Origin of the sequence: Flavobacterium sp. (assembly GCF_028712645.1) — a bacterium.
Lineage (GTDB): Bacteria > Bacteroidota > Bacteroidia > Flavobacteriales > Flavobacteriaceae > Flavobacterium.
In genome coordinates, this window is sequence record NZ_JAQTPQ010000020.1 from 1 (window position 1) to 24,470 (window position 24,470).

The following is a 24,470-nucleotide window of genomic DNA, read 5'->3' on the forward strand; positions in this document are numbered from 1 at the left end:
CCATTAGAGTATATCCAATTTGGGATTTGACGGAAAGTAAACAAGCTGTAAAAACGCAAAAATGGCAACTAATTTATTTTTTAGAAATTCCATTTGATGAAACATTAGATATAAATCGAGCAAAATTGCTTTACAAAGAAAACAGCATTCTTATAAAATGAAAAAAGGAAAATTAATAGTGTTTTCGGCACCATCAGGATCAGGGAAAACTACCATCGTTAGGCATTTACTAGGGAAAGAAGACTTGAATTTAGAGTTTTCTATTTCGGCAGCTACGCGTGAAGCTCGTGGCGAAGAAGTAAATGGAAAAGATTATTACTTTATGTCGCTTGAGGAGTTCAAAACCCACATCAAAAACGAAGATTTTGTAGAATGGGAAGAAGTGTATCGCGATAATTTTTACGGAACTTTGAAAAGTGAAGTCGAACGCATTTGGGCTAAAGGAAAAAACGTAATTTTTGATATTGACGTTGCTGGAGGTTTGCGAATCAAACATAAATTTCCAGAAGAAACTCTGGCTGTTTTCGTGAAACCACCAAGCGTTGATGAACTAAAAAGAAGACTTAAAGAACGCTCTACCGAAAGTGATGACAAAATCAATATGCGTATTGCAAAAGCTTCGGTGGAATTGGCAACCGCGCCACAATTTGATGTTATTATAAAAAATTATGATTTGAATATCGCTTTAGATGAAGCCTATCAATTGGTAAAAGATTTTGTAAATAATTCAATCTAAAAAAGCAAAAGAATCTAAAAAAAGCAAAAGAATATTTTTTAGATTTTTTAATTTTTTAGATTTTTTAGATTTAAAAAAATGAAAATAGGATTGTATTTCGGAACCTTCAACCCCATCCATGTTGGGCACTTGATTATTGCCAATCATTTCGCGGAATATTCGGGTTTAGATCAAATTTGGATGGTGGTAACGCCTCATAATCCGTTGAAAAATAAACAAACTTTATTGGACGATTATCAACGCTTGCAATTGGTTTTTTTGGCTACTGAAGATTATCCAAAAATCAAACCCTCAGACATTGAGTTTAAGTTGTCACAACCCAATTATACCGTGAATACCTTGGCACATTTACAGGAAAAATTTCCACAGCATAAGTTTTCGTTGATTATGGGAGAAGACAATTTAAAGTCGTTGCACAAATGGAAAAACTACGATATAATTTTGCAAAATCATGCCATTTATGTTTATCCTCGCATTTCATCAGAACTAGAAAATTCTATTTATAAAGACAACCCAAAAGTTCATATTATTGATGCGCCAATTGTAGAAATTTCATCGACTTTTATTCGGGAAAATATTAAAAATAAGAAGAATGTTCGTCCTCTTTTACCTGAAAAAGTTTGGGAATATATTGACCACAATAATTTTTATAAAAAATAAAAGGCGTTCTAGTACTACCTTTTAAGAACGCCTTTTTTCAAAATACTAAAAAAACTAACTAATTCAACCTTGTTATTTTATAAAAAACTAATTTGTAATAATTTACAACGAATAAAGTAAAAAAATATTGTACTGAAAATAATATTTTTTTATTTATTCCTCTTAGCATCGCAATTTTGATTCATTTTAAAAGCAAATTATGCCAGTAAATTATTTATTTTATTCGAATACTTTTAAGTACTTTTGAATAAATCTAATAAGAAAATGACCAAAAATATTAAATTCGCAGTAATTGGCGGTGGAAGTTGGGCTACAGCAATAGCTAAAATGCTTTGCGTAAATCTAGAAGAAATTGCTTGGTACATGCGAAATGAAGATGCTATTGAACATTTAAAAATTCATCAGCACAATCCAAATTACTTGAGTTCTGTTGAATTTGATATCAAAAAATTAAAACTCACCAGCGATATAAATGAAGCTGTATCTTATGCTGATTATATCATTTTTGCCATCCCTTCGGCATTTTTGAGTTCAGAACTCGAAAAATTGACGGTAAGCCTGAAAGACAAAGTTATTTTTTCGGCCATCAAAGGAATTGTTCCTGAAACAAGTTTGATTGTTGGTGAACATTTTAACAAAACTTACGGTATTCCTTTCGAAAATATAGGTGTAATAACAGGGCCTTGCCACGCCGAAGAAGTTGCATTAGAACGATTATCCTATTTGACAATTGCTTGCGGTGATGCTGAAAAAGCAAAAATTGTTGCTAACCATTTATCAGGTGATTATATCAAAACCAAAATTTCAGATGACATTATCGGCACAGAATATGCAGCAATGCTCAAAAATATTTATGCCATTGCCGCAGGAATTGCGCACGGTTTGGGTTACGGAGATAATTTTCAATCGGTTTTGATGAGCAACGGTATTCGAGAAATGAAGAAATTCATTAGAAAAGTCCACAAAATGAAACGCAACATCAATGATTCGGCTTATTTGGGTGATTTATTGGTGACAGGATATTCTGTTTTTTCCAGAAACAGAATGTTCGGAAATATGATTGGAAAAGGCTACACCGTAAAATCTGCAATGATGGAAATGAGTATGGTTGCCGAAGGCTATTACGCCACAAAAAGTGCTTACAATCTCAATCTAGGTTATGGTGCCAAAACGCCAATTATAGATGCAGTTTACAGCATTTTATATGAAGGAAAATCAGCTAAAAAAGTATTTGAAAGGTTAACTGAGAAGTTGGATTAATCCCTTTTTTGTCATTTCGACCAGCGGGAGAAATCATATCAGTTGCTCTCGTTATGTGATTTCTCCCGTTGGTCGAAATGACAAATTCAAAGTACAAGTCACCTCACAATTACTCCATCAACAAACAAAATTGGAACTTCCTCAACGTAATCAGGAGTTATCGAATTTGCTTTGAAAATGAACTTTCTATCGTATAGTTTTTCGCCAATAAAGAAAGTAACCATAAACTCATTATTGAGTGCCAAAACACTTTTTTCAATCATCTCAATTTTAACTACTGAAACCGCAGGAACTTCAACAAAAGCGTGTCGCAAAAGCGAAGTTTTTTTCATTTCGCCATCGATAGTTCCAAAAGCTTTTGAAACAATCATTACACCATCGAGATTGAAATCGCTGTCGTTTACTAAATAAGCAAACCACACTTTTTCCATAAAATCGTCGCTCCATTCTTGGACTACGGCGATAAAAACGTTTTCAACTGTGGGGATGATGATGTCTTTTTTCATAAAATTGAAACTTAACCACAAAGTTCACAAAGAAGGCGCAAAGCACACAAAATTTTGAACTTTATAAAGAAAAATCTTAAATAATGGGATTATATTGATGCCTTAAATTGCTCTAAGAAACGAACATCGTTTTCATAAAACATTCGAATATCACCAATTTGATACAACAACATTGCAATTCTTTCGATACCCATTCCAAAAGCAAAACCAGTGTATTCTTCAGGATTGATGTTGCAATTTTTGAGAACATTAGGGTCTACCATTCCACAACCACCAATTTCTAACCAACCGGTTCCTTTGGTAATTCGGTAATCGGTTTCAGTTTTTAATCCCCAATAAATATCTATTTCGGCACTTGGTTCCGTGAAAGGAAAATAAGACGGACGCAAACGAATTTTTGATTTTCCGAACATTTCTTTGGTGAAATACAAAAGTGTTTGTTTCAAATCGGCAAAGGAAACATCCTTGTCAATATACAATCCTTCGACTTGGTGAAAAATACAGTGTGAACGTGATGAAACGGCTTCATTACGAAAAACTCTTCCCGGAGAAATCGTTCTGATAGGCGGTTGGTTGTTTTCCATATAACGCACTTGCACCGATGAAGTGTGCGTACGCAACAAAGTATCTGGATTGGTTTGAATGAAAAATGTATCTTGCATATCACGTGCTGGATGGTATTCTGGCAAGTTTAATGCGGTGAAATTATGCCAATCATCCTCGATTTCCGGACCTTCGGAAACATTGAAACCAACGTTAGAAAAAATATCGATAATTTGGTTTTTTACCAAGGAAATTGGATGACGAGAACCAATAATTACTGGTTCAGCCGAGCGTGTTAAATCACCATAAAAACCTTTGGTTTCTTCTTTACTTTCTAGAGATTCTTGTATGGATTTAACTTTTTCTTCAGCAGAAGATTTTAGCAAATTGATTACTTGTCCAAATTCCTTTTTTTGATCGTTAGGTACGTTTTTGAATTCGGCAAAAAAGTCTTTTAAAAGTCCTTTACTTCCTAGAAATTTAATTCGGAAAGCTTCTAATTCTTCCTTATTTTGTGTTGAAAAAGCTTGTGCTTCGCCAATATATTCTTTTATCTTGTCTATCATTTTCATCCAATAATTGAAAGTGCAAATTTAAGTAATTTGTTCGGAGTTTAAAGTTTAAAATTTAAAGTTTCACATTCAAAATGTGATTTCTAATCTATAAGCTCTTTTTCAAGAAAATAATTCACAATCGCTTCTTTCATCAAAACCGATTGTTCGCCTGCTTTTAGTAGAGGTAATTCTTCTTTTACCCTGTAATGTGGCCAACCTTCCTCATCGAAAAATTCGAACTCATAGAAACCATACGGTTCCAATAATCGACAGATTGCAATGTGCATCAGGTTGAGTTTTTCGTCTTTTTCATACTTTTGATGCACTTTTCCGAGTTCTTGAACGCCTATTAAATAGATAATTGCATCTAAATCTAGGTCTTCACCTTGCGAAAATTGGTTTGAAAGTATAATTACAAGCTGTTCCCAGCGTTCTTTAAGTTGTATATCTCTTGACATTTGATTTTAGATTTTAGATTGCAGATTTTAGATTGCAGATTTTGTTAATCTGAAATCTTAACTCTAAAATTATTCGTGCAAAGATACCAACATAATTCTTTTATATTTGTTCTTTATTCTTTTCTCTTTATTCCTTTTTATATGAGTTTTTTAGATATAGTTTTGGGTATATTACTTGCTTATGGTTTGCTTCAAGGCATAAGAACCGGACTTTTTGTAGAGTTGGCGTCCTTCATTTCATTGATTTTAGGAATTTATCTTGCCCTAAAATTTTCTTTTTTTGTAAAAGAAATACTTACTGGATTTGTACATTGGAATCCTAAAACAATCCAAATAGCAGCCTTTATTCTCACCTTTATTTTGGTTGTTGTTGGAGTGTCACTTTTGGCAAAATTCCTCACTGGAATAGCAGATTTTGCACAATTGGGTTGGATAAATAAACTTGGCGGTGGTTTTTTTAGAGTTCTAAAAACGGTATTAGTAATTAGCATCTTTTTAAACCTCTTCGAAAAAATAAATTTCGACAATACATTTGCCAAAAAAGAGACTTTAGACAAATCCATCTTTTATCGTCCAATCCAAAAAACAGCGGGATTTATTTATCCTTCGATTGAAAAATGGTATGAGGATTTGAAGAAAAAAAATCAGTAATTAGATTTATTTCACTTCCTTAATTGCTGCCTGTTCAATCCAGCCTTCAGTTCCATCAGTCAATTGAATTTTTTTCCAATTATTCAATGTTTCCAATACAAAAACCTTGGTTCCTTCGTGAAGTGTAAAAACAGTTGAACTCAACATTTGCGGTTCGCTTTTTACCAAAGCTGCTTCAACAAAAACAACAGCAGGTTTTTCATTTTCAAATTCATTTTTCTCTGAAATTGCTGCAGAAACACTAATCAATAACAGCAAAAGCAAAACAAACATTCCGAAGAAAAATATTCTTTTTGTCAATGTTATTTGCGAAAAGTAATATCCAATGAAAAAAAGCAAAAAAACAGCAGAAAACCCAACCGAAATCCAAGCCCAAGTATTGTAATGAAAGGTTGAAGTAAAGTCGTTAATCATTTTTGAAAATCCCACTTTTGGCACTTCTTTTACCTCATCAATGGTCAATTTTTGGGCAAATTTAAGATTGTTTTGAATTTCTTGATCATCCGGATTAAGTACTAATGCCTTTTCATAATTATAAATTGCAGGAGCAACTTTGTTCAATTTATAATAGCAATTCCCAATATTGAAATACAATTCAGCCGATTGATTATTGGATTTTAAAACGCTTTCGTATTGAGAAACTGCTTCCTCATATCTTCCTTTTTGGTACAAATAATTCCCTTTATCAAAGCCGCTTTGGGCAAAGAAAACTTGGGTTGTTAGTAGTAATAGATATAATATATTTTTCATAAAAAAAAATTTAAACACAAAGGACACAAAGATGGCACAAAGTTCACTATTTAAAGCACTCCATTCACCACTCTTCGAACTCCTTCTTTTAGTAATTTGACATTAAAATTGATTAATAATCCTAATTTACAGCCTGATAATCTTAAATAAGTTAGCAATTGTGCCAAATGAACATCATTTAGAGCTTCGACAGATTTAATTTCTACAATAAATTTATCTTCAACTATAAATCGATTCTGTAACCAACATCCAACTTAACTTCTTCATAAACCAATGGTAATGCTTTTTGCTTTTCAACTTTTAAATTAGATTTTTTAAGTTCATAAAACATACATTCCTCATAAGCACTTTCTAATAATCCTGGACCTAAAGTCTTATGTACTTTCAAAGCACATTCAAATACTATTTTTGAAATTTCGTTTTCAGTCATTAATATATTTTTAAAAAACTTAGTGAACTTAGTGCTTTCTTTGTGTCCTTTGTGGTTAAGTAATCTGTTTCTCCAAATCTGAAATTATCACAACCGCTTTATCAAAATCCTGTTGAATAGTGGAACTTGAAGTTAGTGCATATCGTGCCAATTCACAGTTTTCTGTAAGAGCAATAAAATCAATTACCGTTTCTGGACTTGCTTTTCTTGATAATAAAAGTTCTTGAATATTGCTTTTGCTCATTTCTGAAGTTTCAATATGCAGTTTTGCTTTTAAGAAATTATGCATTGCCTTTTCTAAAGCTACATAAAATGGCTCTTTGTTGTTGATTTGTTTTTTGGCTTCTGATAAATATTTCTTGGCTAATCTGTTGTTCATTTTTATTCTATTGCCAGTAACATCGCCGTCCATTGCTTCTTTCTTTCTTTTAAATAAAACAATCATAGGAAGTATTAAAAAAGGCATAAATAATAAACCGTAAAAGGCATTTGACCCAAAGAAATCTTCCTCATTCATCGAAACAAGATTTGTTTTTAACTTAATATATTTGAATTGTTCGGTGCTAGAAATTACGTTTTTGGCAATCCCTGGAGTTGTTGCCACAGGTTGATCATTAGCCGAAGGCCCATCAAGGACATTAATCATTATCTCTTGTGAACTTATGGTTTTATATGTTCCTGAACCCAAATCAAAATACGAGAATTGCATTGGTTTTATTGGATAATTCCCTTTGAACTGAGGAATAATAGTATAACTATCCGATATTTTTCCTGACATTCCAGATAATACTGTATTCACTTTTTCGCTATGAACTGGGTCATACATTTCTAATGAATTAGGAACTACCGGTTTTGGAATATTGAATAATTTCATATTTCCGCTTCCTGAAACGCTAACCAATAAATCCAGACTTTCTCCGTTTTTTAAATTCGTTTTCGAAGGAGTTACTCTGAAATCAAATTTCCCTACAGCACCCGAAAAATCAGCCGGTTTTCCTGTCTCAGGAAGTGCTTTTACCGAGATTGTTTTGGCACCAGCAGAAACTCTTTTGTTTCCATCGGTAACTATTACTCGTCCAAACATATCTCTACGATTAGTTGGTAATTGTACATCGATATCTAATGACAATGGCTCAATAACGAGTTTGCCGGATTTTTGAGGATATAAAACTGTTTTTCTAAGTACTACATAACGGTATTTTTCTCCTTTAAACATTCCTTCTTCGGCAACGAGTTGTTTGATGTCAATATTTTGACTCCAAAAATCATTGTATTTAGGTTTGTCAAGTTCTCTCCAATTCGTAATTCCAATATTGTAGCTGAAATACAATTTGTATACAACTGTAATTGGTTCGTTGATGTATGGATTAGTTTTAGAAATATCAGCTACAAGATAAATATTATCATCAGCAGAAACCTGAGTGTCATTTGGATCTTTAGGCTGCTCAACTGCTGCTGTAACGTTTATTTTTATTGGAGATGTCTTATAAATTTGCCCATTGTATTCTATCGAGGCTTGCTTGATAATCAAATTCCCTTTTTGTTGTGGTAAAAGATAATAGGAATAGGTTTTTTCGAAAGAACTCTTTCCATTTATCCACGACTGACTTACTTGTTGACTTGGTCCAGCAATGATTCTAAATCCTTCAAAAGAGGGTTGGTCAAAATTATCCCCATCAACATTCATCGTAAAATCGATACGAAGTCGCTCGTTTAGTCCAAGCGTGTTTTTACTTACTTTGGCTTCAAATTGTACTTGAGCCAAAAGTGAGTTACAAACCATTAAAACAATCGCTACTATACTTTTTTTCATTGTATTTCCTCACCCCAACCCTCTCCAAAGGAGAGGGAGTTGAAACTGGGTACATTTTATTTTGTTATTATTTTAATTGTCCAATTCGTTTTTATTATTGAATTACCAATCTTTTTCAGTCTGAACTGGTTTTCCTTTTACTTTTTGGGCATTAACTTTATCTTGAATTTTTTTCTCTTCATTATTTACGGCATCCAAAAGATTTTCTAATCGTTGTTTCGAAATTCCTCCAGGCTTTGGTTTTGGCTGTCCATTATCACCTGGTTTATCGTCTTTTTTACCATCCTTGTCTTTAGGTTTTTCTTTATCTTTACCTTTATCGTCTTTTTTATCTTTATCCTTGTCCCCGTCTTTCTTGTCCTTGTTTTTATCTTTATTCTTGTCGTCCTTCTTATCTTTATTTTTATCTTTTTTCTTGTCGTCTTTAGGAGGATTTTCTTTTAATTTTTTCTTGGCTAATGCATAATTATATCTGGTTTCCTCGTCCGAAGGTTTATTTCTCAAGGCATTTTTATAAGCTTCAACCGCTTCAGAATAATTTTTTTCTTTCATAAATACATTTCCCAAATTATGAAATGCCTGATGCTTCTGCTCTCTTGTTTTTGAATTTTTAATAGCTTTTTCGTACTCAAATTTAGCTTCCGAATTTTGATTTTGCTTATAAATCGCATTTCCCAAATTATAAGAAGCATCTGCTTTTTTAGGAAATTTTGAATGCGAGATTCTGTAATTGGCTTCAGCATCAACAAACTTTTTTTGAGCATATTGCTCGTTTGCTTCAGGCAAAGTTTTATCTTTTTCTTGAGCAGAAACTGCAAAAGAAAGTGTTAGTAAAATATATAATATAAAATTTTTCATTATTCTTTTTCATTAAATAAATTCAACTTTCCTACCCATTTTGTTTTTCTTTCCAAGAAGAAAATATCCAAAAATAATAGCGCAAAAGCGAATCCTAAAAACCATTGAAATTGCGATTGAAAATCTGCCATTTGGGTAGATTCAAATTCGGTTTTTTGTATGTTATCGAGAGCGTTCTTTACGTAATCGAGTACTTCTTTAGTGTTATTTCCGCTAACGTAACCTCCTTTTGTGGCTTTGGCAATAGCTTTTAAACTTTCAGTATTCATCTTAGTAATAACCACTTCGTTATTGTTGTCGCGTTTAAAACTTTGTATAACTCCGTTAACTCTCAGAGGAATTGTACCTCCTTTTTCGGTTCCAACTCCAATGGTTATGATTTTCATTCCCTGTTTATTGGCTTCTTCTGCGGCGGCTGCAGCTCCTTCCGAATGGTCTTCCCCGTCAGAAATCAGAATCAATAATTTGCTGGTTTTGCTTTTATCGTCAAAATAAGTCGAAGATAATTTTATGGCTTCGTCCAGCGATGTTCCTTGTGAGGAAACAATATCTGTATTCATACTTTGCAAAAACATTTTTGCCACGCTATAATCAGTCGTAATTGGCAATACTGGAAAGGCACTTCCTGCGTAAGCAACGATTCCTATTCTGTCGCTTCCTAACTGATTGATGATTTGAGAAACAATTTGTTTGCTTTTTTCCAATCTACTAGGCGCAACGTCTTCAGCAAGCATACTTTTAGAAACGTCCATTGCAAAAACAATGTCGATTCCTTCTCGTTTTACCTTTTCCATCTTGGTTCCAATTTTTGGATTTACCAAACCAAAAATTATTCCTGTCAAAGCTAAAAGCATTACAACCAACTTCAAAATAGGTTTAAAAAATGAGCTTTCGGGACTAAGTTTTTTTACCAAATCTAAATCGCCGAATTCACGCTGCTTTTTTCTTTTCCAATACAAATTCAATAGAAAAAGTACTGCCACAATTGGCAATATAAAAAGGAGATATAAATATTTATTTTCGTCTAATTCCATTTTGTTTATATAAAACTTCTGTAAACTGTATTTCGTAATCCAATTTCTAACAAGATTAAAAAGCCTGCCAACCACACAAACGGCCTGAATTTTTCATCATAATCATAGAATCTTAATTCTTTAATTTCTGTGGTTTCTAACTTATTAATCGAAGCGTAAATCTCGGCTAATTTGCTATTGCTTGACGCCCTGAAATATTTTCCGTCTGTTTTTCGAGCAATGTTTTTTAATAATTGTTCGTCAATTTCTACTTTCATCATTTGGAACATAATCTGTCCGTTTGGAGCTAAAGCATAAGGCGATTCAGCCATTCCGTTTGTTCCAATTCCAATCGTATATACTTTTATTCCGTATTGTTTGGCAATATCCGCAGCGGTTTCGGGTTCGATAAAACCTGCATTATTAACCCCGTCCGTCATAAGAATAATCACTTTACTTTTAGCTTTACTCCCTTTTAATCGGTTTACAGCTGTAGCCAATCCCATTCCTATTCCTGTTCCGTCTTGCAAAACATTGTCATATTTTATACTTTTTATAGCTTCAAGAATGACTGCTTTGTCACTGGTTACTGGTGTTTTTGTGTAAGCTTCTGAGGCATAAACCACTAATCCAATTCTGTCATTGGGTCTTTCATCAACAAAATTAGAAGCTACTACTTTTAGGGCTTCCATTCGGTTTGGTTTTAAATCTCTCGAAAGCATACTTCCTGAAACATCGACTGCCATTACAATATCAATTCCTCTTGTCGTTTTTGTTTTATTGCTCACATCAACCGTTCTGGGTCTTGCAATTGCAACAATTAGCGAGCTTAACGCCAATAATCGAAGCACATTCAACATTGGTTTTAGTTTTGCCAAAAGCGAATTCGAATCCTTGAATCCTTGAATAGAACTGATTTTTAATGAAGCCGATTGATGGTTTCCTTTCCAAAACAACCAAGCAATCGCTAATGGTATCAAAAGAAACAACCAAAAAAACTCTGGGTTTAAAAAAGTTATCTTTCCCATTATTGTTGTGCTTTTTTAAGTTCAACAGAGCTCAAGATTCGATCTGAAATTTCATTAGCATATTTGTCTCCTTCTTCGTGCACGATCATAATTTGTTGCAATCCTCCTTCTTGACTAAACAGTAAAACTTCATAATATAATTTGGTGCTATTTTTACTAACATCGTCAATATTCGAAAACGTTCCGTATCCTTTGATTCCTTTAATTCCTTCTTTTGTCTCGAAATCTTCTTGTTTTACAATCATGTTTTGAGCCCCTTTTGATTCTATCGATTTTAAGGTTCCGTCTAATGCTTTCGATAAATCAATTGGTTTTTGCTCTGTTTCCTCACCAGTATTCGGAGCTTGCTTGTAATTGAAAGTCGAAACCATAACATAAAAATTATCAGCCAAACTTCCATAAGCAAAAGATTGCATTTCCTTAATCAAAGCCATTCCCTCTTTTGGAAGCGATTTTGTTATGTCAATTCTTTTAAGAACTCTCGGAGTTTCAATTCTCACGCTTGGATTTCCGTACTCGCTTTTTATCCATTCACCTTCAAGCAACTCTTTAGAAGAATTTCCAAAAACGTTATCAATTACATAATCGAAACCTCTAGTAACTACAAAAAAAGTTGTCGTTGCGAAAAGTAAAAACAGAACCGAAGCAATAGCAATAGTTATTCGTTTTTTCTTTTGTTTTTGTAATTCTCTTTTCAACTGTTCTTGACGTTGCATTTCGTTAAGCAACATTTCTTCATTGTTTTCAACGACTACAGGAATTGATTTATCAAGCGTAACTATCGCTCTTTCTATCTTCTTTCTGTCTTCGGTAATTTCATAATCCAATGGTTTTGATTTGGCAAATTTCACCAAATCGGCTTGTTTTAAAACCACAAACAAATTCTCGATTGTTTCAGGAGAAAGTTTCAATTTCTTTTTACGTGAAGCCACTTTCAGTCCTTCAATCAATTCAAAAGTAGTGCTTTCCATTGCTGGAATTTCAATCGCTTCTTCGATGTAATTCCTAACAATGTCGGTCAATTCGCTATAATATTCCTTTACTTCACCGTGTTGCCAAAGTTTTTTCTTTTCTAAGTTGTTGAGTAAACTGGTCGCTCTTTCAATTGGTGTTTTATAGATTTCTTCTTCTGCTTTTTTCTTTTGGTGTTGTTTTAAGTACCAATAAATCAATGCTCCAATGCCAGCAATCAACAATAAAGCTAATAGATATTTCCACCAATCACCAAGTGAATTGTCAGCGGGAGCAATATCCTTGATGTCATACATTTTTTGTTTTAAAGTATCCACCTGAACGTTTGCAACTTCAACTTTAATCGAATCTGACATCACAACTTTGTTGTTAATCAAAATCTTGATACTCGGAATAGTATATTTTCCGGAATCAAATTGAGTCAAACCATATTTTTTCACCAATTCGTAACGGTCGTCCTTTTTAACTGTGTCAATAGGATAAGATTGAATCACTTCAAGAGCTCCAATGTTTTTTAACTTAGGAAAAACCACTTTCGACTTGGTGTCAACAGTTGTTTTTAAACTAAGTTTGAACTCTGCACCAATCTTTTTCTTAATCGAATCAACGCTTGTTACCACCTGTTTTTGTTGCGCAAAAATGGTGGTTGAAAGCAGAAGTATTAATAATAATTTTTTCATTCTTTATTTTCGGAAACTTTTGATTTTTGATTGAAGATTAACGATTTTTAATTTCAGATTTCTCTTGAAACTTTTGACTCGTTTACATCAAAAATCATTTCATATTCGTTTTAGCGGTTTTAATACTTGACACAAAAATTGAAATCAACTCGTTGGCTTCAGTCTTTGCAATCGATAAATTATTTAAATCCTTCGTTAAATTTGCCTTTTCTATTATTTTTAAACAACCCAAACTTTCTCTTAATTCTTTTAAACAAACTCCCATTTTATGGATAAAATCTTTAGTGCTTTCTGCACTTTGAGCTTCCCCATAATTTAATGCTGGAGAAGTTCCTGATCTAATAATTTGTCCAGCTAAATGATTTCCAGCATAATTTTTTTCAAAATTACTAGCAACAATTATTATGGTTGCAGCAAAATCTATCAATCTATTTTCTAGTTCTTGTTTATTCATTTTCTATATCTATTTTGCTTTCCAAATTAAAATCTTCAATCTCAAATCATCTTCCCATTCCAACCAAATCTGAAATCAAAAATCGTTAATCTTCAATCTCAAATCTTTATCTCGATTTAAAATAACCCAATAATTTGGTTACATAACTTTCATCAACTCTAGTATTTACAACTCCTGCCCCAGATTTACTAAATGTCTCTTTAAAATATTTCACTTTTTCGTGATAGTATTTTTCATAATTCATTCGCACCGATTTTGAACCTGTATTAATCAATTTTGTCTCACCTGTTTCGGCATCAAGCATAGAAACCATTCCTAGATTTGGTATTTTTTCTTCGCGAATGTCATACACTCGAATGCCGGTAATGTCGTGTTTCTTAGAAGCAATTTTCAATGTATGTTCATAATCTTCTGAAATGAAATCAGAAATCACAAACACGATGGCTTTCTTTTTTTGAGTGCTTGACAAGAATTTCAAAGCTTGAGCAATATCGGTTTTGTGACTTTTAGGTTCGAATTCTATCAATTCACGAATAATTCTCAAAACGTGAGAACGTCCTTTTTTAGGCGGAATGTACAATTCAATTTGGTCAGAAAACAAAATCAAGCCAATCTTATCATTGTTTTGTGTTGCCGAAAATGCCATTGTTGCCGCAATCTCGGTGACAATGTCTTTTTTGAATTGGCTTTTAGAACCAAAACTTTCCGAACCCGAAATATCAACCATCAACATCATCGTCAATTCGCGTTCTTCCTCAAAAACTTTGACGTGTGCTTCGTTATAACGAGCGGTAACATTCCAATCAATAGCTCTAATATCGTCCCCATATTGATACGGACGTACTTCGCTAAAAGTCATTCCACGTCCTTTGAAAGATGTATGATATTCTCCCGAAAAGATGTGATCGCTCAATCTTCGGGTTTTGATTTCTATTTTTCGAACTTTTTTTAAGAGGTCTTTTGTTTCCATTTCTTTAGTAATTAGTGAGTAGAGAGTAGTGAATAGCAGCCATACAAGACTAATTACTATTCACTTTTTACTATTCACTTTTATGGAACTTCAATCTCGTTTACGATTTTGTTGATGATATCAACAGAAGTAATGTTTTCGGCTTCGGCTTCATATGTAATCCCAATTCTGTGACGTAATACATCGTGAACTACGGCTCGAACGTCTTCTGGAATTACATAACCACGACGTTTGATAAATGCATAACATTTTGCAGCATTTGCTAGATTAATACTTCCACGTGGCGAAGCTCCGAAACTGATTAATGGTTTCAAATCGGCCAATTTATATTTCTCTGGAAAACGAGTAGCGAATACAATATCAAGTATGTATTTTTCAATTTTTTCATCCATATAAACTTCACGAACTGCTTCTTGAGCACGCAAAATTTGTTCTACAGAAACCACTTGATTTACTTTTTCGTAACTTCCTTTTAGATTTTGACGAACTACCATTCGCTCTTCATCCATTTTTGGATAATCGATAACAGTTTTCAACATAAAACGATCGACTTGCGCTTCTGGCAAAGGATACGTTCCTTCTTGTTCAATAGGGTTTTGAGTTGCCAAAACCAAGAACGGTCTGTCTAATTTGAAAGTCGTGTCGCCAATAGTCACTTGTTTTTCTTGCATTGCTTCTAATAATGCTGATTGCACTTTGGCCGGCGCACGGTTAATCTCATCGGCAAGAACGAAATTGGCGAAAATTGGTCCTTTTTTAATAGAAAATTCGTTGGCTTTAATGTTGTAAATCATTGTTCCCACAACATCCGCTGGCAATAAATCTGGTGTAAACTGGATTCGGCTAAAAGACCCGTGAACAGCTTGCGACAAAGTATTAATCGCTAATGTTTTTGCTAATCCTGGAACACCTTCAAGCAAGATGTGACCTTGACCCAAAAGTCCGATTAATAATCGCTCAATCATGTGTTTTTGACCCACGATTACTTTATTCATTTCCATAGTAAGCAAATCGATAAAAGCACTTTCTTTTTCTATTTTTTCATTGATTGCTCTAATGTCCATAGTTCCTGTATTCTCTTCCATTTTCCTATTTTAATTACTGTAAATTGTATCCGTTTTTTTTGATGGTGCAAATTGAATTTTTTTTTAGAAGTACGATGTTAAAAAATGGTTAAAACTTCTTATAAACACTGAATTTTAAGGATGATTTGTGATAGTATTTTCATAATTTTAAAGTTTCAAATAAATAAGCCTCAAAATTAAGGATTCTCAAATAAATACTAAATAATTTAATCCAATGACAAAAAAATCTTTTTCCAAAATTATTGCTGGTACAATGACATGGGGAATCTGGGGCAAAAACCTCAACAAAACCCAGATGATTGAACTGATGAATTCCTGTCTTGAAACTGGAATTACAACATTTGATCACGCCGATATTTATGGCAGTTATTCCACTGAGTCAGCTTTTGGGGATGCTTTTGGTGAAAGCCAAATTAAAAGAGAAAACATTCAACTGATTTCAAAATGCGGAATCCAATTACCAGCCGAAAACAGAAGTGCCAAAATTCATCATTACGACTATTCGAAATCACACATTATTCGGTCGGCTGAAAAATCGCTGAAAAATTTGAAAACTGATTACTTGGACTTGCTTTTATTGCATAGACCAAGCCCTTTGATGCAAGTCGATGCCATTGCCGAAGCAATTGAAAAACTCAAAACCGAAGGAAAAATTCTAGATTTTGGCGTTTCGAATTTTACTCCGACTCAAACCAATTTAATTCAAACAAAAACGAAAGTAAATTACAATCAAATTGAGTTTTCGATTACTCATTTTGAACCAATGCTAGACGGAAGTTTAGATCATATGCAACTCAATAGAATCAAACCAATGTGCTGGTCCCCTTTGGGAAGCGTTTTCAAAAAATCTGATGACAAATCCATCCGAATTAAAAAACTGGCAGAGCAACTTTCGTTGAAATATAACGTTGGTATTGATGTACTCCTTTTGGCTTGGATTTTAAAACATCCATCAGGAATTTCACCCGTTTTTGGCACCGCCGACAAAACTAGAATTACTAATTTAATGAAGGCTACAACTTTTGAAATGGAACTTGAAGATTGGTTTGTTTTATGGACAGCTAGTGCGGGGAATCCTATTCCGTAAATAGTTTTCCAATTTATAACCAATGATTAACAAACGTCTTTTAATTAAAAACCTCTTGGCTCACAATGATGAGAGCAGTTTTTATGACAAAAAACGCCAGTTAAATTTGCATACTCGTGAAGGAAAAGCCAAGTTTTTGAAACATATCTGCGCCTTGACCAATTCGAATCCTGCTAATAATTCCTATATTGTTGTGGGTGTCGAAGACCACGACAACGAGATTGTGGGCGACGACTTTTTTGACGACAGCCGCATCCAGAATTTGGTCAACGCTTATCTCGAAAATCCACCGAAAATTCAATACGAAAACGTGCCTTTTCCCAATTTGCCAAAAGACAAGGTAATCGGATTGGTGACCATAAAGGCAAAAAGCAAGACCTCACATTTTAAAAAAGGAATCCACACGATTCCTGCCAACAGTGTTTTTATACGTCGGGGGAGTAATACCGTTCCTGTTGAAGGAGAAATCGAGAAAAATTATCAAAACACGGAAACCGTCATTGGCATTGAAAATAATTCCAGAAACAGTATTGGATACACACTCGATGGCGTGATTGATTTTATGAATTTCCGCCACAAAGATATGATGCCAAAATACAAGGTTTTCAAGGAATTATTTGTCATATGCTGGGCTGGCGTTCCCAAAAAATCCCGAGATAAAACTTTCCTTTCTCGGGTTGATATTGAACTGATAAACGAGCAAATCAAGCTGTTTTATTCGGCTCAGGATGTGGTAACGATTACCTTTGACGAAGATTCTTTTACGATTATCGAATATGTGCCTTTGGGTCTGAACGACAAAACGAGTTTTTATCCTTTGGAAAAACAAACCATCAATTTTCACGATAATGGTTATTATAAAATTGACCGGGAAATCCTTTTTCAACCTCCAGAATTCAACCGGAAAATGTTGTTTCATATTTATAATTCCAACATTTCTTTGTTGAACAAACTCCAAAAAGGACTTTCGTTAACGGAACGAGAACAGAAAGATTTAGAAAATTTACCTTCGACATTTATGATTTGTTACCTCAACGGATTTGAAGATGCGAAGCAAAAATTGATTGACGCCAAACCGCTTTTGAAACCTTTCACTTATGTATATTTGTCCTTTAAAGAAGCGTTGCGGATTTTGAGGAAAATGAAGTATGATGTGCAGTAAAAATTCAACCGCAAATTGCTTCGGCTATTCGCTATCGCTCGGGTCGCAAATTAAATAGTTAGTGGCAATTTTGCATACAACGACACAACAAAAAACAATAAGATGAAGACATTACTTTCAATTTTACTTTTAACATTATCAGTTGCAAATCTACTTGGACAAAATAATTTTCCGACTACTAAAGCAAAAGATAAATCCTTCCCTACAAATATTCAAGAAGGAAGCTTTGAGGAACTTAAAAAGTTTGACGGAGAAGTAGTTGCATTTAATGGAACGATTGAAAAAATTGAAAATAGTAGAAACAACACACCATTTTACAGACTTAAAATTAGTGACAGTAATTATTTATGGACAGTCTTAATGTTTAAAAATGAAACAAATAAAATTGGTGACAAAGTTAGAGTGGTAGGGTATTTAAGACCAGCCGAACCAAATGAAACTGAGAAACAATATTTAGACGGAAAATTTATGGTCATTGCGTTTGGACTTATTGACTTTGAGAACTCAAACTTTCTGTTTTTAAGCGGTGCAGCACAACAAAAAAAAGAATGGATAGAAGGAAAAATACCAACTGCGAAATAAAAACTGCCACTAAACAGCCGTTTAAATTAATAATTTTAGGTAAATTATTTAAAGAAAAAATAAACAAAATAGAATGAGAACACTCGTTATAGGCGACATTCACGGTGGTTTGCGTGCTTTGCACCAAATTATGGAAAGAGCCAAAGTTACCCCAAAAGACACTCTTATTTTTCTAGGCGATTATGTGGATGGTTGGAGCCAATCGCCCCAAGTTCTTGATTATTTGATCGAATTGAAAACGACGCATAATTGCATTTTCATCCTTGGCAACCACGATAAATTATTGCTGGAATGGCTCGATGAAAATAAAGATAATCCTTTGTGGTACAAACACGGCGGCGAATCAACTGTTTTGGCGTATGACAAAACCAGTGGCGAAACCATCAAAAAACACATTAAATTCTTAAAATCCTTACAGAACTATCATCTTGACGAACAAAAACGTTTGTTTATTCACGCTGGTTTTACCAATATGAATGGCGTGATTTATGAATATTTTCCAGAACTTTTTTATTGGGATAGAACCTTGTGGGAAACGGCATTAGCATTGGACAAAAAAATGAAACCAGATGATTTGCACTATCCAAAACGATTGACATTGTACAAGGAAATCTACATTGGTCACACACCAGTTTCCAGAATTAACAAAACCACTCCTGTAAATAAAGTCAACGTTTGGAATGTTGATACAGGAGCTGCCTTCAAAGGACCGCTAACGATTATGGATATTGACACGAAAGAATTCTGGCAGAGTGAACCGTTGCCCAGTTTGTATCCAAGTGAAAAGGGGAGAAATTAAAAAAACGCTATATTTGCAAAAAAAAAAATAAACAATGAAAAAATTTTTTACAATCGTATTATTAGGAGCATTTTGTATGATAAACGCTCAAGCATTTAAAGGAAAAGGAGATACTAAACTCGACATCGGTATGAATATTCAAAATGGTGGAACAGGAATTTTGGTTTCTTCCGATTTTGGATTAGGAGAAAACATTTCTATTGGAATTTTAGCCTCTTATTTACTTGGTGGCAGTCAAATTCAAAATGTTTCTGGTGACTATCGTTTTGATGCCAAAGCAAGATTTAATGCCAACTTAGGAAATGTATTAAATATTTCACCAAAATTTGACGTGTATCCAGGATTGAATTTAGGTTTGAAAAATTTTGGTGGTCATCTTGGCGCAAGATATTTCTTTTCGGATGGATTTGGCGTTTTTTCTGAATTTTCAGTTCCATTTGCAAAATATGATTCAGAAGCTGTTTCAAAATACAACAACGGAGCTACTTTTAATATTGGGGCATCATTCAATTTAGATTAATAGCCTAAATAATAAATGTCTATTTTGTCTGAAGAATAACCAAAAAAACGGTTAATTCTTTTTTTATATAGAAAAAATTATAAAATTTGCACCTTTGAAATAATTCAAGAAAAATAATGAAATTAACAATGTTCAATATGTGTATAATGATGTCGGGAAAATCGGCTGAGTAGTCTATTGCATAATTTTAAAATCATTAAAATATACAGTAACCCTCTGCTATAAACAGGGGGTTTTTATTTTTAAATCCATTTATGAAAAAACCAATTATGAAAAAAATTTTACAATTAAGCCTTAGTGCCCTTTTACTTTTTTCGGCAAGCCAATCTTATTCGCAAGATAAAAATGAAACTGCTCAAAAAAAAGACAGCCTAGAAACCACAATAAACAATCTTGATGAAATTGTTGTTGTAGGAAGTAGAACTCCCAACAAAAGTAAACTTGAAACAGCCGTTCCTATTGATGTGGTGAGTTTAGCAAAAATCAAAAACGTTACGCCACAAACTAGTATCAACGATATTTTGACTTATATGATTCCGGCTTTTAATTCGAACCGACAATCAGCTTCAGATGGAACCGAACATATTGATCCTGCATCTTTGAGAGGTCTAGGTCCAGACCAAACTTTGGTTTTAATTAATGGTAAAAGAAGACACACAACTTCATTGGTAAACTATCAAAATACCGTTGGAAATGGATCGGTTGGAACTGATTTAAGTGCCATTCCAGCTTCGGCAATCAAAAGAATTGAGGTTTTACGTGATGGAGCTGCGGCTCAATATGGTTCGGATGCCATCGCGGGAGTTATCAATTTAGTTTTGAAAGAAAACACAGGATTAGAAGTGAATGGCACTTATGGCCAAACTTCTCGCAACGATGGTCAAACTTCCAATTTAAATATAAATTATGGTCATAAATTGGGCGACAAAGGCGGTTTTATCAATTTAACAGCTGAGTTTAGCAATCGCGAAAAAACTAATCGTTCTCAAAATCACAACCTAATTATTTTTGATCAATCAGCATACAATAATTATTTCGCATATGATTTTAGCGATCCAAATGCTCGCCAAATAGATGATGATTTGCTTGCTTCGAAAGGTTTAAATCGTGATGATTTTAATTTTCAGGTGGGCGATGCCAAGATTCAAAACATTCAAGGATTTTTAAATACTGTAGTCCCTTTAGACGACAATATTGAATTTTATGCAGCTGGTGGAGTTAGCCAACGAAACGGAACTGGATTTGGATTTAGACGTTTGCCAAGTGAAACTTACAGTGTTGTTCCAGAATTATTCCCAAATGGTTTTCAACCAGAATTAAAGTCAAATATTTTGGATGTATCCTTAATTTCTGGTCTTAGATTTAAATTTTCCGATTGGAAATTAGATGTAAGCAATACTTTTGGTGCAAATAATTTCCAATACAATGTTGACAATACCAATAATTTTTCTTTAGGAGCTGCTAGCCCAACCAAATTTGACGCTGGAAGCCACTCTTTTTCACAAAACACAGTAAATGCTGATGCTACTCGAGCTTACAAATCTGTTTTCAAAGGGCTAAACTTAGCTTTAGGAGCAGAATTTAGATATGAAAATTATCAAATTCTTGCTGGCGAAACTGCTTCTTATATTAATGGTGGAGCACAATCTTTTCCTGGTTTTTCTTACCTGAATGTTGTAAATAAAACCAGAAATAGCACTGGTATATATGCCGATGCGGAATTAAATTTTACTGATAAATTTTTAGTTGATGCCGCAGTGCGTTTCGAAAACTACACTGATTTTGGCAACACCACAAACGGAAAACTTTCGGCCAGATATAAAATTACTGATCAATTTTTTGTTCGCGGTTCGGCCAGCACAGGATTTAGAGCCCCTTCATTGCAACAACAATATTTCAACAATATTGCCACTGATGTTGTGGATGGAAAATTATTAAATTCTGGTATTTTTAGAAACGATAGCGATGTTGCCAAACAACTTGGAATTCCAAAATTAAAAGAGGAAACTTCTACAAATTACAGCTTTGGAATTGTGTTTTCTCCATCAAAAAAATTACATTTTACAGTTGATGCGTACCAAATTAAAATCGACAATAGAATTATCCTTACTGGAAATTTAGGGAACGATGCTTATGGTGATCCTGTTCCAGCACTTCAAGCTTTATTTGAAACTTATGGCGCAGAAACCGGTCGTTTCTTCACTAATGCCATCAATACCAACACCAAAGGAATCGATTTTGTAGCTGACTATGACTTGAATTTAGGAGCTGGAAATCTAAATGTTTCGTTGTTGTACAACTACAATAAAAATAAAGTTGGCTCTACATTGAATAATATTCCTACTGCATTTATTGGTCAAGAAGATGTTTATTTTGGCCCACAAGAAAGAAGTTTGATAGAAACAAATACACCATTGCATAAAGGAACTTTAGCCTTAAACTACGGTATCAATAAATTCAACTTTTTATTAAGAAACACTTATTTTGGAGAAGTTACTCGAAATGGTTTCCCTTTTGGAATCGAACAAAAACACAACGGAAAAGTAGTTACTGACTTATCTGTGGCTTATAAAGCAACGTCTAAAATTCAATTTATTGTTGGAGCGAATAATTTATTTGATGTTTTTCCAGACAAACAAGTTTATGAAAACAGTTATTTTGGAGTGTTCAAATATGCACCAGTTCAAATGGGAACAACAGGTGCTTACTATTTTGGACGAATTAGTTACAGCTTATAATTCTTTGTTTTAAAGTTATTTTTATTACTTTGCCAAGACGAAAACCTTGGCAAAGTTTTTTTATTTAATATACACTTTCACCTTTGAAAAAAATTACTTGGCTTACTGCCACAGCATTAGTGGTCTCGAATATGATTGGCACTGGAATTTTTACTTCTTTGGGGTATCAGGTGGCTTATTTGACCAACACCTATTCCATAATTTTACTTTGGGTTATAGGTGGCATTTTAGCACTATTCGGTGCTTTTTGCTATTCAGAATTGGGAAATTATTACAAAGAATCGGGTGGCGATTATATCTATTTATCGCGGGGTTTTCATCCTTTTTTTGGATATTTAAGCAGTTGGATTTCACTGATTGTGGGGTTTTCTGCTCCAGTTGCATTGGCAGCATTGGCGATGAGCAAGTATTTACAAATTTTTGGATTAGAATTAGGAAAAGAATTTGCCATAGGAATCATTATTTTAACGGCTCTAACACAATCCTTTAGTTTAAGAATGAGTAGTGATTTTCAAAACGGCTTTACTATGCTAAAAGTATTATTCGTTTTAGGGATAATCGGACTCGGATTGTATTTTGCTCCGCAAGTCCAAAACGGCTTAAATTTCAATAATGGTTGGATAAAAGAAGTTCAAATGCCAGAATTTGCTAGTTCATTAGTTTTTGTATCTTTTGCATATACAGGTTGGAATTCTGCCTCTTATATTGTTGGAGAAATAAAAAATCCAACCAAAAATCTTCCAAAATCACTCATTATTGGAACTCTATTTGTGACCTTGGTTTATGTTTTAATCAATTATGTTTTTCTAAAACACGCTCCTATTTCATCATTAGTCAATCAAGAAGACGTGGCTTCAATTGCGGCTAATGGGTTTTTGGGATTGAATGGGGCAAAATGGGTTAGCTTTTTTATTGCAGCACAATTAATTGCTACGATTAGCGGCTATTTATGGATTGGTTCCAGAGTAAGTTTTGCAACGGCAAAAGAAAATAAACTTTGGAGTTTTATGAATAAATCAAAAAACGGAATTCCTTATTTAGCCTTGTGGGTTCATGCTTTAATCGCAATTATAATCATTTTGACTGGTGAGTTTGAAGAAATTTTTATCTACGCTTCGTTCTTGCTACAAATACTAGCAACACTAGCGGTTGCAACAGTTTTTACTATTCCTTCCAACAAAAGATACATTTTCAAAGGAAAATATTTCTGGATTTTTCCAGTCGTCTTTTTGGCTTTTGGGGTTTACATTTGCTACTTTACATTTATAGCTCACCAAAAAGAAAGTTTAATAGGATTGTCAACTATTTTAATAGGTTTGATTCTATACTTTTTTGATACAAAATACAAAATCAAACCTTAAAATAGTAATTTCAATTTGTTTGGATTTAAAAATTCTAAACTACAAATCAAATTTTATTCCTTGTGCCAAAGGCAATTGGGTTCCATAATTAATGGTATTCGTTTGTCGTCTCATATAAGCTTTCCAAGCATCGGAACCGGATTCGCGTCCTCCACCAGTTTCTTTTTCTCCTCCAAAAGCACCTCCAATTTCTGCTCCTGAAGTTCCAATGTTTACATTGGCAATTCCACAATCCGAACCCGATTGCGAAAGGAATAATTCCATTTCTCGCATATTATTTGTGAATATTGAAGAGGAAAGTCCTTGAGGAACTCCGTTTTGCATTGCAATAGCTTCTTCGATTTTGCTATATTTCATTACGTATAAAATAGGAGCAAAAGTTTCAGTTTGAACGATTTCAAAATGATTTTCGGCTTCGATAATGCACGGTTTTACATAACATCCGCTTTCGTATCCATTTCCTTCGACAACTCCACCTTCAACAATTATAATTGCGCCTTCTTGTTTGGCTTTTCCAATGGCAGCTAAATATTCCTGAACAGCTCCTTTGTCGATAAGCGGACCAACGTGGTTGTTTTCGTCTAATGGATTTCCGATTTGCAATTGACCATAGGCATTTTTCAAAACACTAATAGTTTTGTCGTACACACTTTCGTGAATGATTAAACGGCGTGTCGAAGTACAGCGTTGTCCAGCGGTTCCAACGGCTCCAAAAACAGCTCCAACCAAAACCATACTGATATCAGCGTGTTCTGAAACGATTATCGCATTGTTTCCTCCTAATTCGAGAATGGTTTTTC

25 protein-coding genes and 1 pseudogene are annotated in these 24,470 nt (G+C 33.8%); 12 read left to right on the plus strand and 14 right to left on the minus strand.

Features of this window, described 5'->3' with window-relative positions:
• Window positions 1-2: 2 nt before the first annotated feature.
• From PHC28_RS02755 to PHC28_RS02770, 4 genes are all read left to right on the plus strand, one after another.
• Window positions 3-161 (plus strand): MepB family protein, encoded by a 159-nt coding sequence (locus tag PHC28_RS02755; protein WP_300096482.1) that lies wholly within the window; start codon window positions 3-5, stop codon window positions 159-161.
• Window positions 158-736 carry a guanylate kinase gene (gmk, locus tag PHC28_RS02760; protein ID WP_300096458.1) on the plus strand — a complete coding sequence of 193 codons (579 nt, stop codon included), beginning with the start codon at window positions 158-160 and terminating at the stop codon, window positions 734-736. Before PHC28_RS02755 ends, gmk begins: the two co-directional genes overlap by 4 nt.
• A 78-nt stretch (window positions 737-814) precedes the next feature.
• Entirely contained in the window at window positions 815-1,396 is a 582-nt protein-coding gene (gene nadD / locus PHC28_RS02765; RefSeq protein WP_300096459.1) for a nicotinate (nicotinamide) nucleotide adenylyltransferase, read from the plus strand.
• Between the two features lie 264 nt (window positions 1,397-1,660).
• Entirely contained in the window at window positions 1,661-2,656 is a 996-nt protein-coding gene (locus PHC28_RS02770) for an NAD(P)H-dependent glycerol-3-phosphate dehydrogenase (RefSeq protein ID WP_300096460.1), read from the plus strand.
• A 98-nt stretch (window positions 2,657-2,754) separates the two neighbouring features.
• Here the strand turns inward: PHC28_RS02770 and PHC28_RS02775 are convergent, their stop codons facing one another.
• The 3 genes from PHC28_RS02775 to PHC28_RS02785 all read right to left on the minus strand — a co-directional run bounded on the left by PHC28_RS02775 (window position 2,755) and on the right by PHC28_RS02785 (window position 4,717).
• Window positions 2,755-3,162, minus strand: coding sequence for a hypothetical protein (locus tag PHC28_RS02775; protein ID WP_300096461.1), 408 nt, complete (start codon window positions 3,160-3,162; stop codon window positions 2,755-2,757).
• A gap of 89 nt (window positions 3,163-3,251) precedes the next feature.
• A complete protein-coding gene (gene pheS / locus PHC28_RS02780; protein ID WP_300096462.1) occupies window positions 3,252-4,271 on the minus strand; it encodes a phenylalanine--tRNA ligase subunit alpha in 1,020 nt (339 codons plus the stop codon).
• Between the two features lie 89 nt (window positions 4,272-4,360).
• Entirely contained in the window at window positions 4,361-4,717 is a 357-nt protein-coding gene (locus tag PHC28_RS02785; RefSeq protein ID WP_300096463.1) for a hypothetical protein, read from the minus strand.
• A 141-nt stretch (window positions 4,718-4,858) separates the two neighbouring features.
• Between PHC28_RS02785 and PHC28_RS02790 the strand changes: the two genes are divergently transcribed.
• A complete protein-coding gene (locus PHC28_RS02790) occupies window positions 4,859-5,368 on the plus strand; it encodes a CvpA family protein (RefSeq protein WP_300096464.1) in 510 nt (169 codons plus the stop codon).
• Window positions 5,369-5,374: 6 nt separating this feature from the next.
• Here the strand turns inward: PHC28_RS02790 and PHC28_RS02795 are convergent, their stop codons facing one another.
• The 10 genes and pseudogenes from PHC28_RS02795 to PHC28_RS02840 form a co-directional block, all read right to left on the minus strand.
• On the minus strand, window positions 5,375-6,118 hold the full coding sequence (locus tag PHC28_RS02795; RefSeq protein ID WP_300096465.1) for a tetratricopeptide repeat protein: 744 nt from the start codon (window positions 6,116-6,118) through the stop codon (window positions 5,375-5,377).
• A 50-nt stretch (window positions 6,119-6,168) separates the two neighbouring features.
• A pseudogene (locus PHC28_RS02800) lies at window positions 6,169-6,548 on the minus strand (GxxExxY protein).
• Window positions 6,549-6,603: 55 nt separating this feature from the next.
• Window positions 6,604-8,361 (minus strand): BatD family protein, encoded by a 1,758-nt coding sequence (locus tag PHC28_RS02805; RefSeq protein WP_300096466.1) that lies wholly within the window; start codon window positions 8,359-8,361, stop codon window positions 6,604-6,606.
• A gap of 102 nt (window positions 8,362-8,463) precedes the next feature.
• Window positions 8,464-9,219 (minus strand): tetratricopeptide repeat protein, encoded by a 756-nt coding sequence (locus PHC28_RS02810; protein WP_300096467.1) that lies wholly within the window; start codon window positions 9,217-9,219, stop codon window positions 8,464-8,466.
• Window positions 9,219-10,253 carry a VWA domain-containing protein gene (locus PHC28_RS02815; protein WP_300096468.1) on the minus strand — a complete coding sequence of 345 codons (1,035 nt, stop codon included), beginning with the start codon at window positions 10,251-10,253 and terminating at the stop codon, window positions 9,219-9,221. The genes PHC28_RS02810 and PHC28_RS02815 overlap by 1 nt, the downstream gene beginning before the upstream one ends.
• Window positions 10,254-10,258: 5 nt before the next feature.
• Window positions 10,259-11,260, minus strand: coding sequence for a VWA domain-containing protein (locus PHC28_RS02820; protein WP_300096469.1), 1,002 nt, complete (start codon window positions 11,258-11,260; stop codon window positions 10,259-10,261).
• On the minus strand, window positions 11,260-12,912 hold the full coding sequence (locus PHC28_RS02825) for a hypothetical protein (protein WP_300096470.1): 1,653 nt from the start codon (window positions 12,910-12,912) through the stop codon (window positions 11,260-11,262). Before PHC28_RS02825 ends, PHC28_RS02820 begins: the two co-directional genes overlap by 1 nt.
• Window positions 12,913-13,006: 94 nt before the next feature.
• Window positions 13,007-13,366 (minus strand): four helix bundle protein, encoded by a 360-nt coding sequence (locus PHC28_RS02830; RefSeq protein ID WP_300096471.1) that lies wholly within the window; start codon window positions 13,364-13,366, stop codon window positions 13,007-13,009.
• A gap of 106 nt (window positions 13,367-13,472) precedes the next feature.
• A complete protein-coding gene (locus PHC28_RS02835; RefSeq protein ID WP_300096472.1) occupies window positions 13,473-14,336 on the minus strand; it encodes a DUF58 domain-containing protein in 864 nt (287 codons plus the stop codon).
• 80 nt (window positions 14,337-14,416) lie between these two features.
• On the minus strand, window positions 14,417-15,421 hold the full coding sequence (locus tag PHC28_RS02840) for a MoxR family ATPase (protein WP_300096473.1): 1,005 nt from the start codon (window positions 15,419-15,421) through the stop codon (window positions 14,417-14,419).
• Between the two features lie 214 nt (window positions 15,422-15,635).
• On the opposite strand from PHC28_RS02840, the gene PHC28_RS02845 reads away from it, so the two are divergent.
• From PHC28_RS02845 to PHC28_RS02875, 7 genes are all read left to right on the plus strand, one after another.
• The gene (locus PHC28_RS02845; protein ID WP_300096474.1) at window positions 15,636-16,508 is read left to right on the plus strand and encodes an aldo/keto reductase family oxidoreductase; all 873 of its coding nucleotides are present in this window, start codon (window positions 15,636-15,638) and stop codon (window positions 16,506-16,508) included.
• Between the two features lie 22 nt (window positions 16,509-16,530).
• Complete coding sequence (locus PHC28_RS02850; RefSeq protein WP_300096475.1) at window positions 16,531-17,670, plus strand: ATP-binding protein; 1,140 nt, start codon at window positions 16,531-16,533, stop codon at window positions 17,668-17,670.
• 102 nt (window positions 17,671-17,772) lie between these two features.
• Window positions 17,773-18,252, plus strand: a complete 480-nt coding sequence (locus PHC28_RS02855) for a hypothetical protein (RefSeq protein WP_300096476.1) — start codon at window positions 17,773-17,775, stop codon at window positions 18,250-18,252.
• Window positions 18,253-18,325: 73 nt separating this feature from the next.
• Window positions 18,326-19,051 carry a metallophosphoesterase family protein gene (locus PHC28_RS02860; protein ID WP_300096477.1) on the plus strand — a complete coding sequence of 242 codons (726 nt, stop codon included), beginning with the start codon at window positions 18,326-18,328 and terminating at the stop codon, window positions 19,049-19,051.
• A gap of 34 nt (window positions 19,052-19,085) precedes the next feature.
• Entirely contained in the window at window positions 19,086-19,571 is a 486-nt protein-coding gene (locus tag PHC28_RS02865) for a DUF6646 family protein (protein WP_300096478.1), read from the plus strand.
• A gap of 269 nt (window positions 19,572-19,840) precedes the next feature.
• On the plus strand, window positions 19,841-22,309 hold the full coding sequence (locus PHC28_RS02870; RefSeq protein WP_300096479.1) for a TonB-dependent receptor: 2,469 nt from the start codon (window positions 19,841-19,843) through the stop codon (window positions 22,307-22,309).
• An 83-nt stretch (window positions 22,310-22,392) separates the two neighbouring features.
• Complete coding sequence (locus PHC28_RS02875) at window positions 22,393-23,670, plus strand: APC family permease (RefSeq protein ID WP_300096480.1); 1,278 nt, start codon at window positions 22,393-22,395, stop codon at window positions 23,668-23,670.
• A 39-nt stretch (window positions 23,671-23,709) separates the two neighbouring features.
• On the opposite strand, the gene PHC28_RS02880 is transcribed toward PHC28_RS02875, so the two are convergent.
• Window positions 23,710-24,470 (minus strand): aldehyde dehydrogenase family protein (locus PHC28_RS02880; RefSeq protein ID WP_300096481.1); only part of this gene is annotated, 761 nt, incomplete at its 5' end.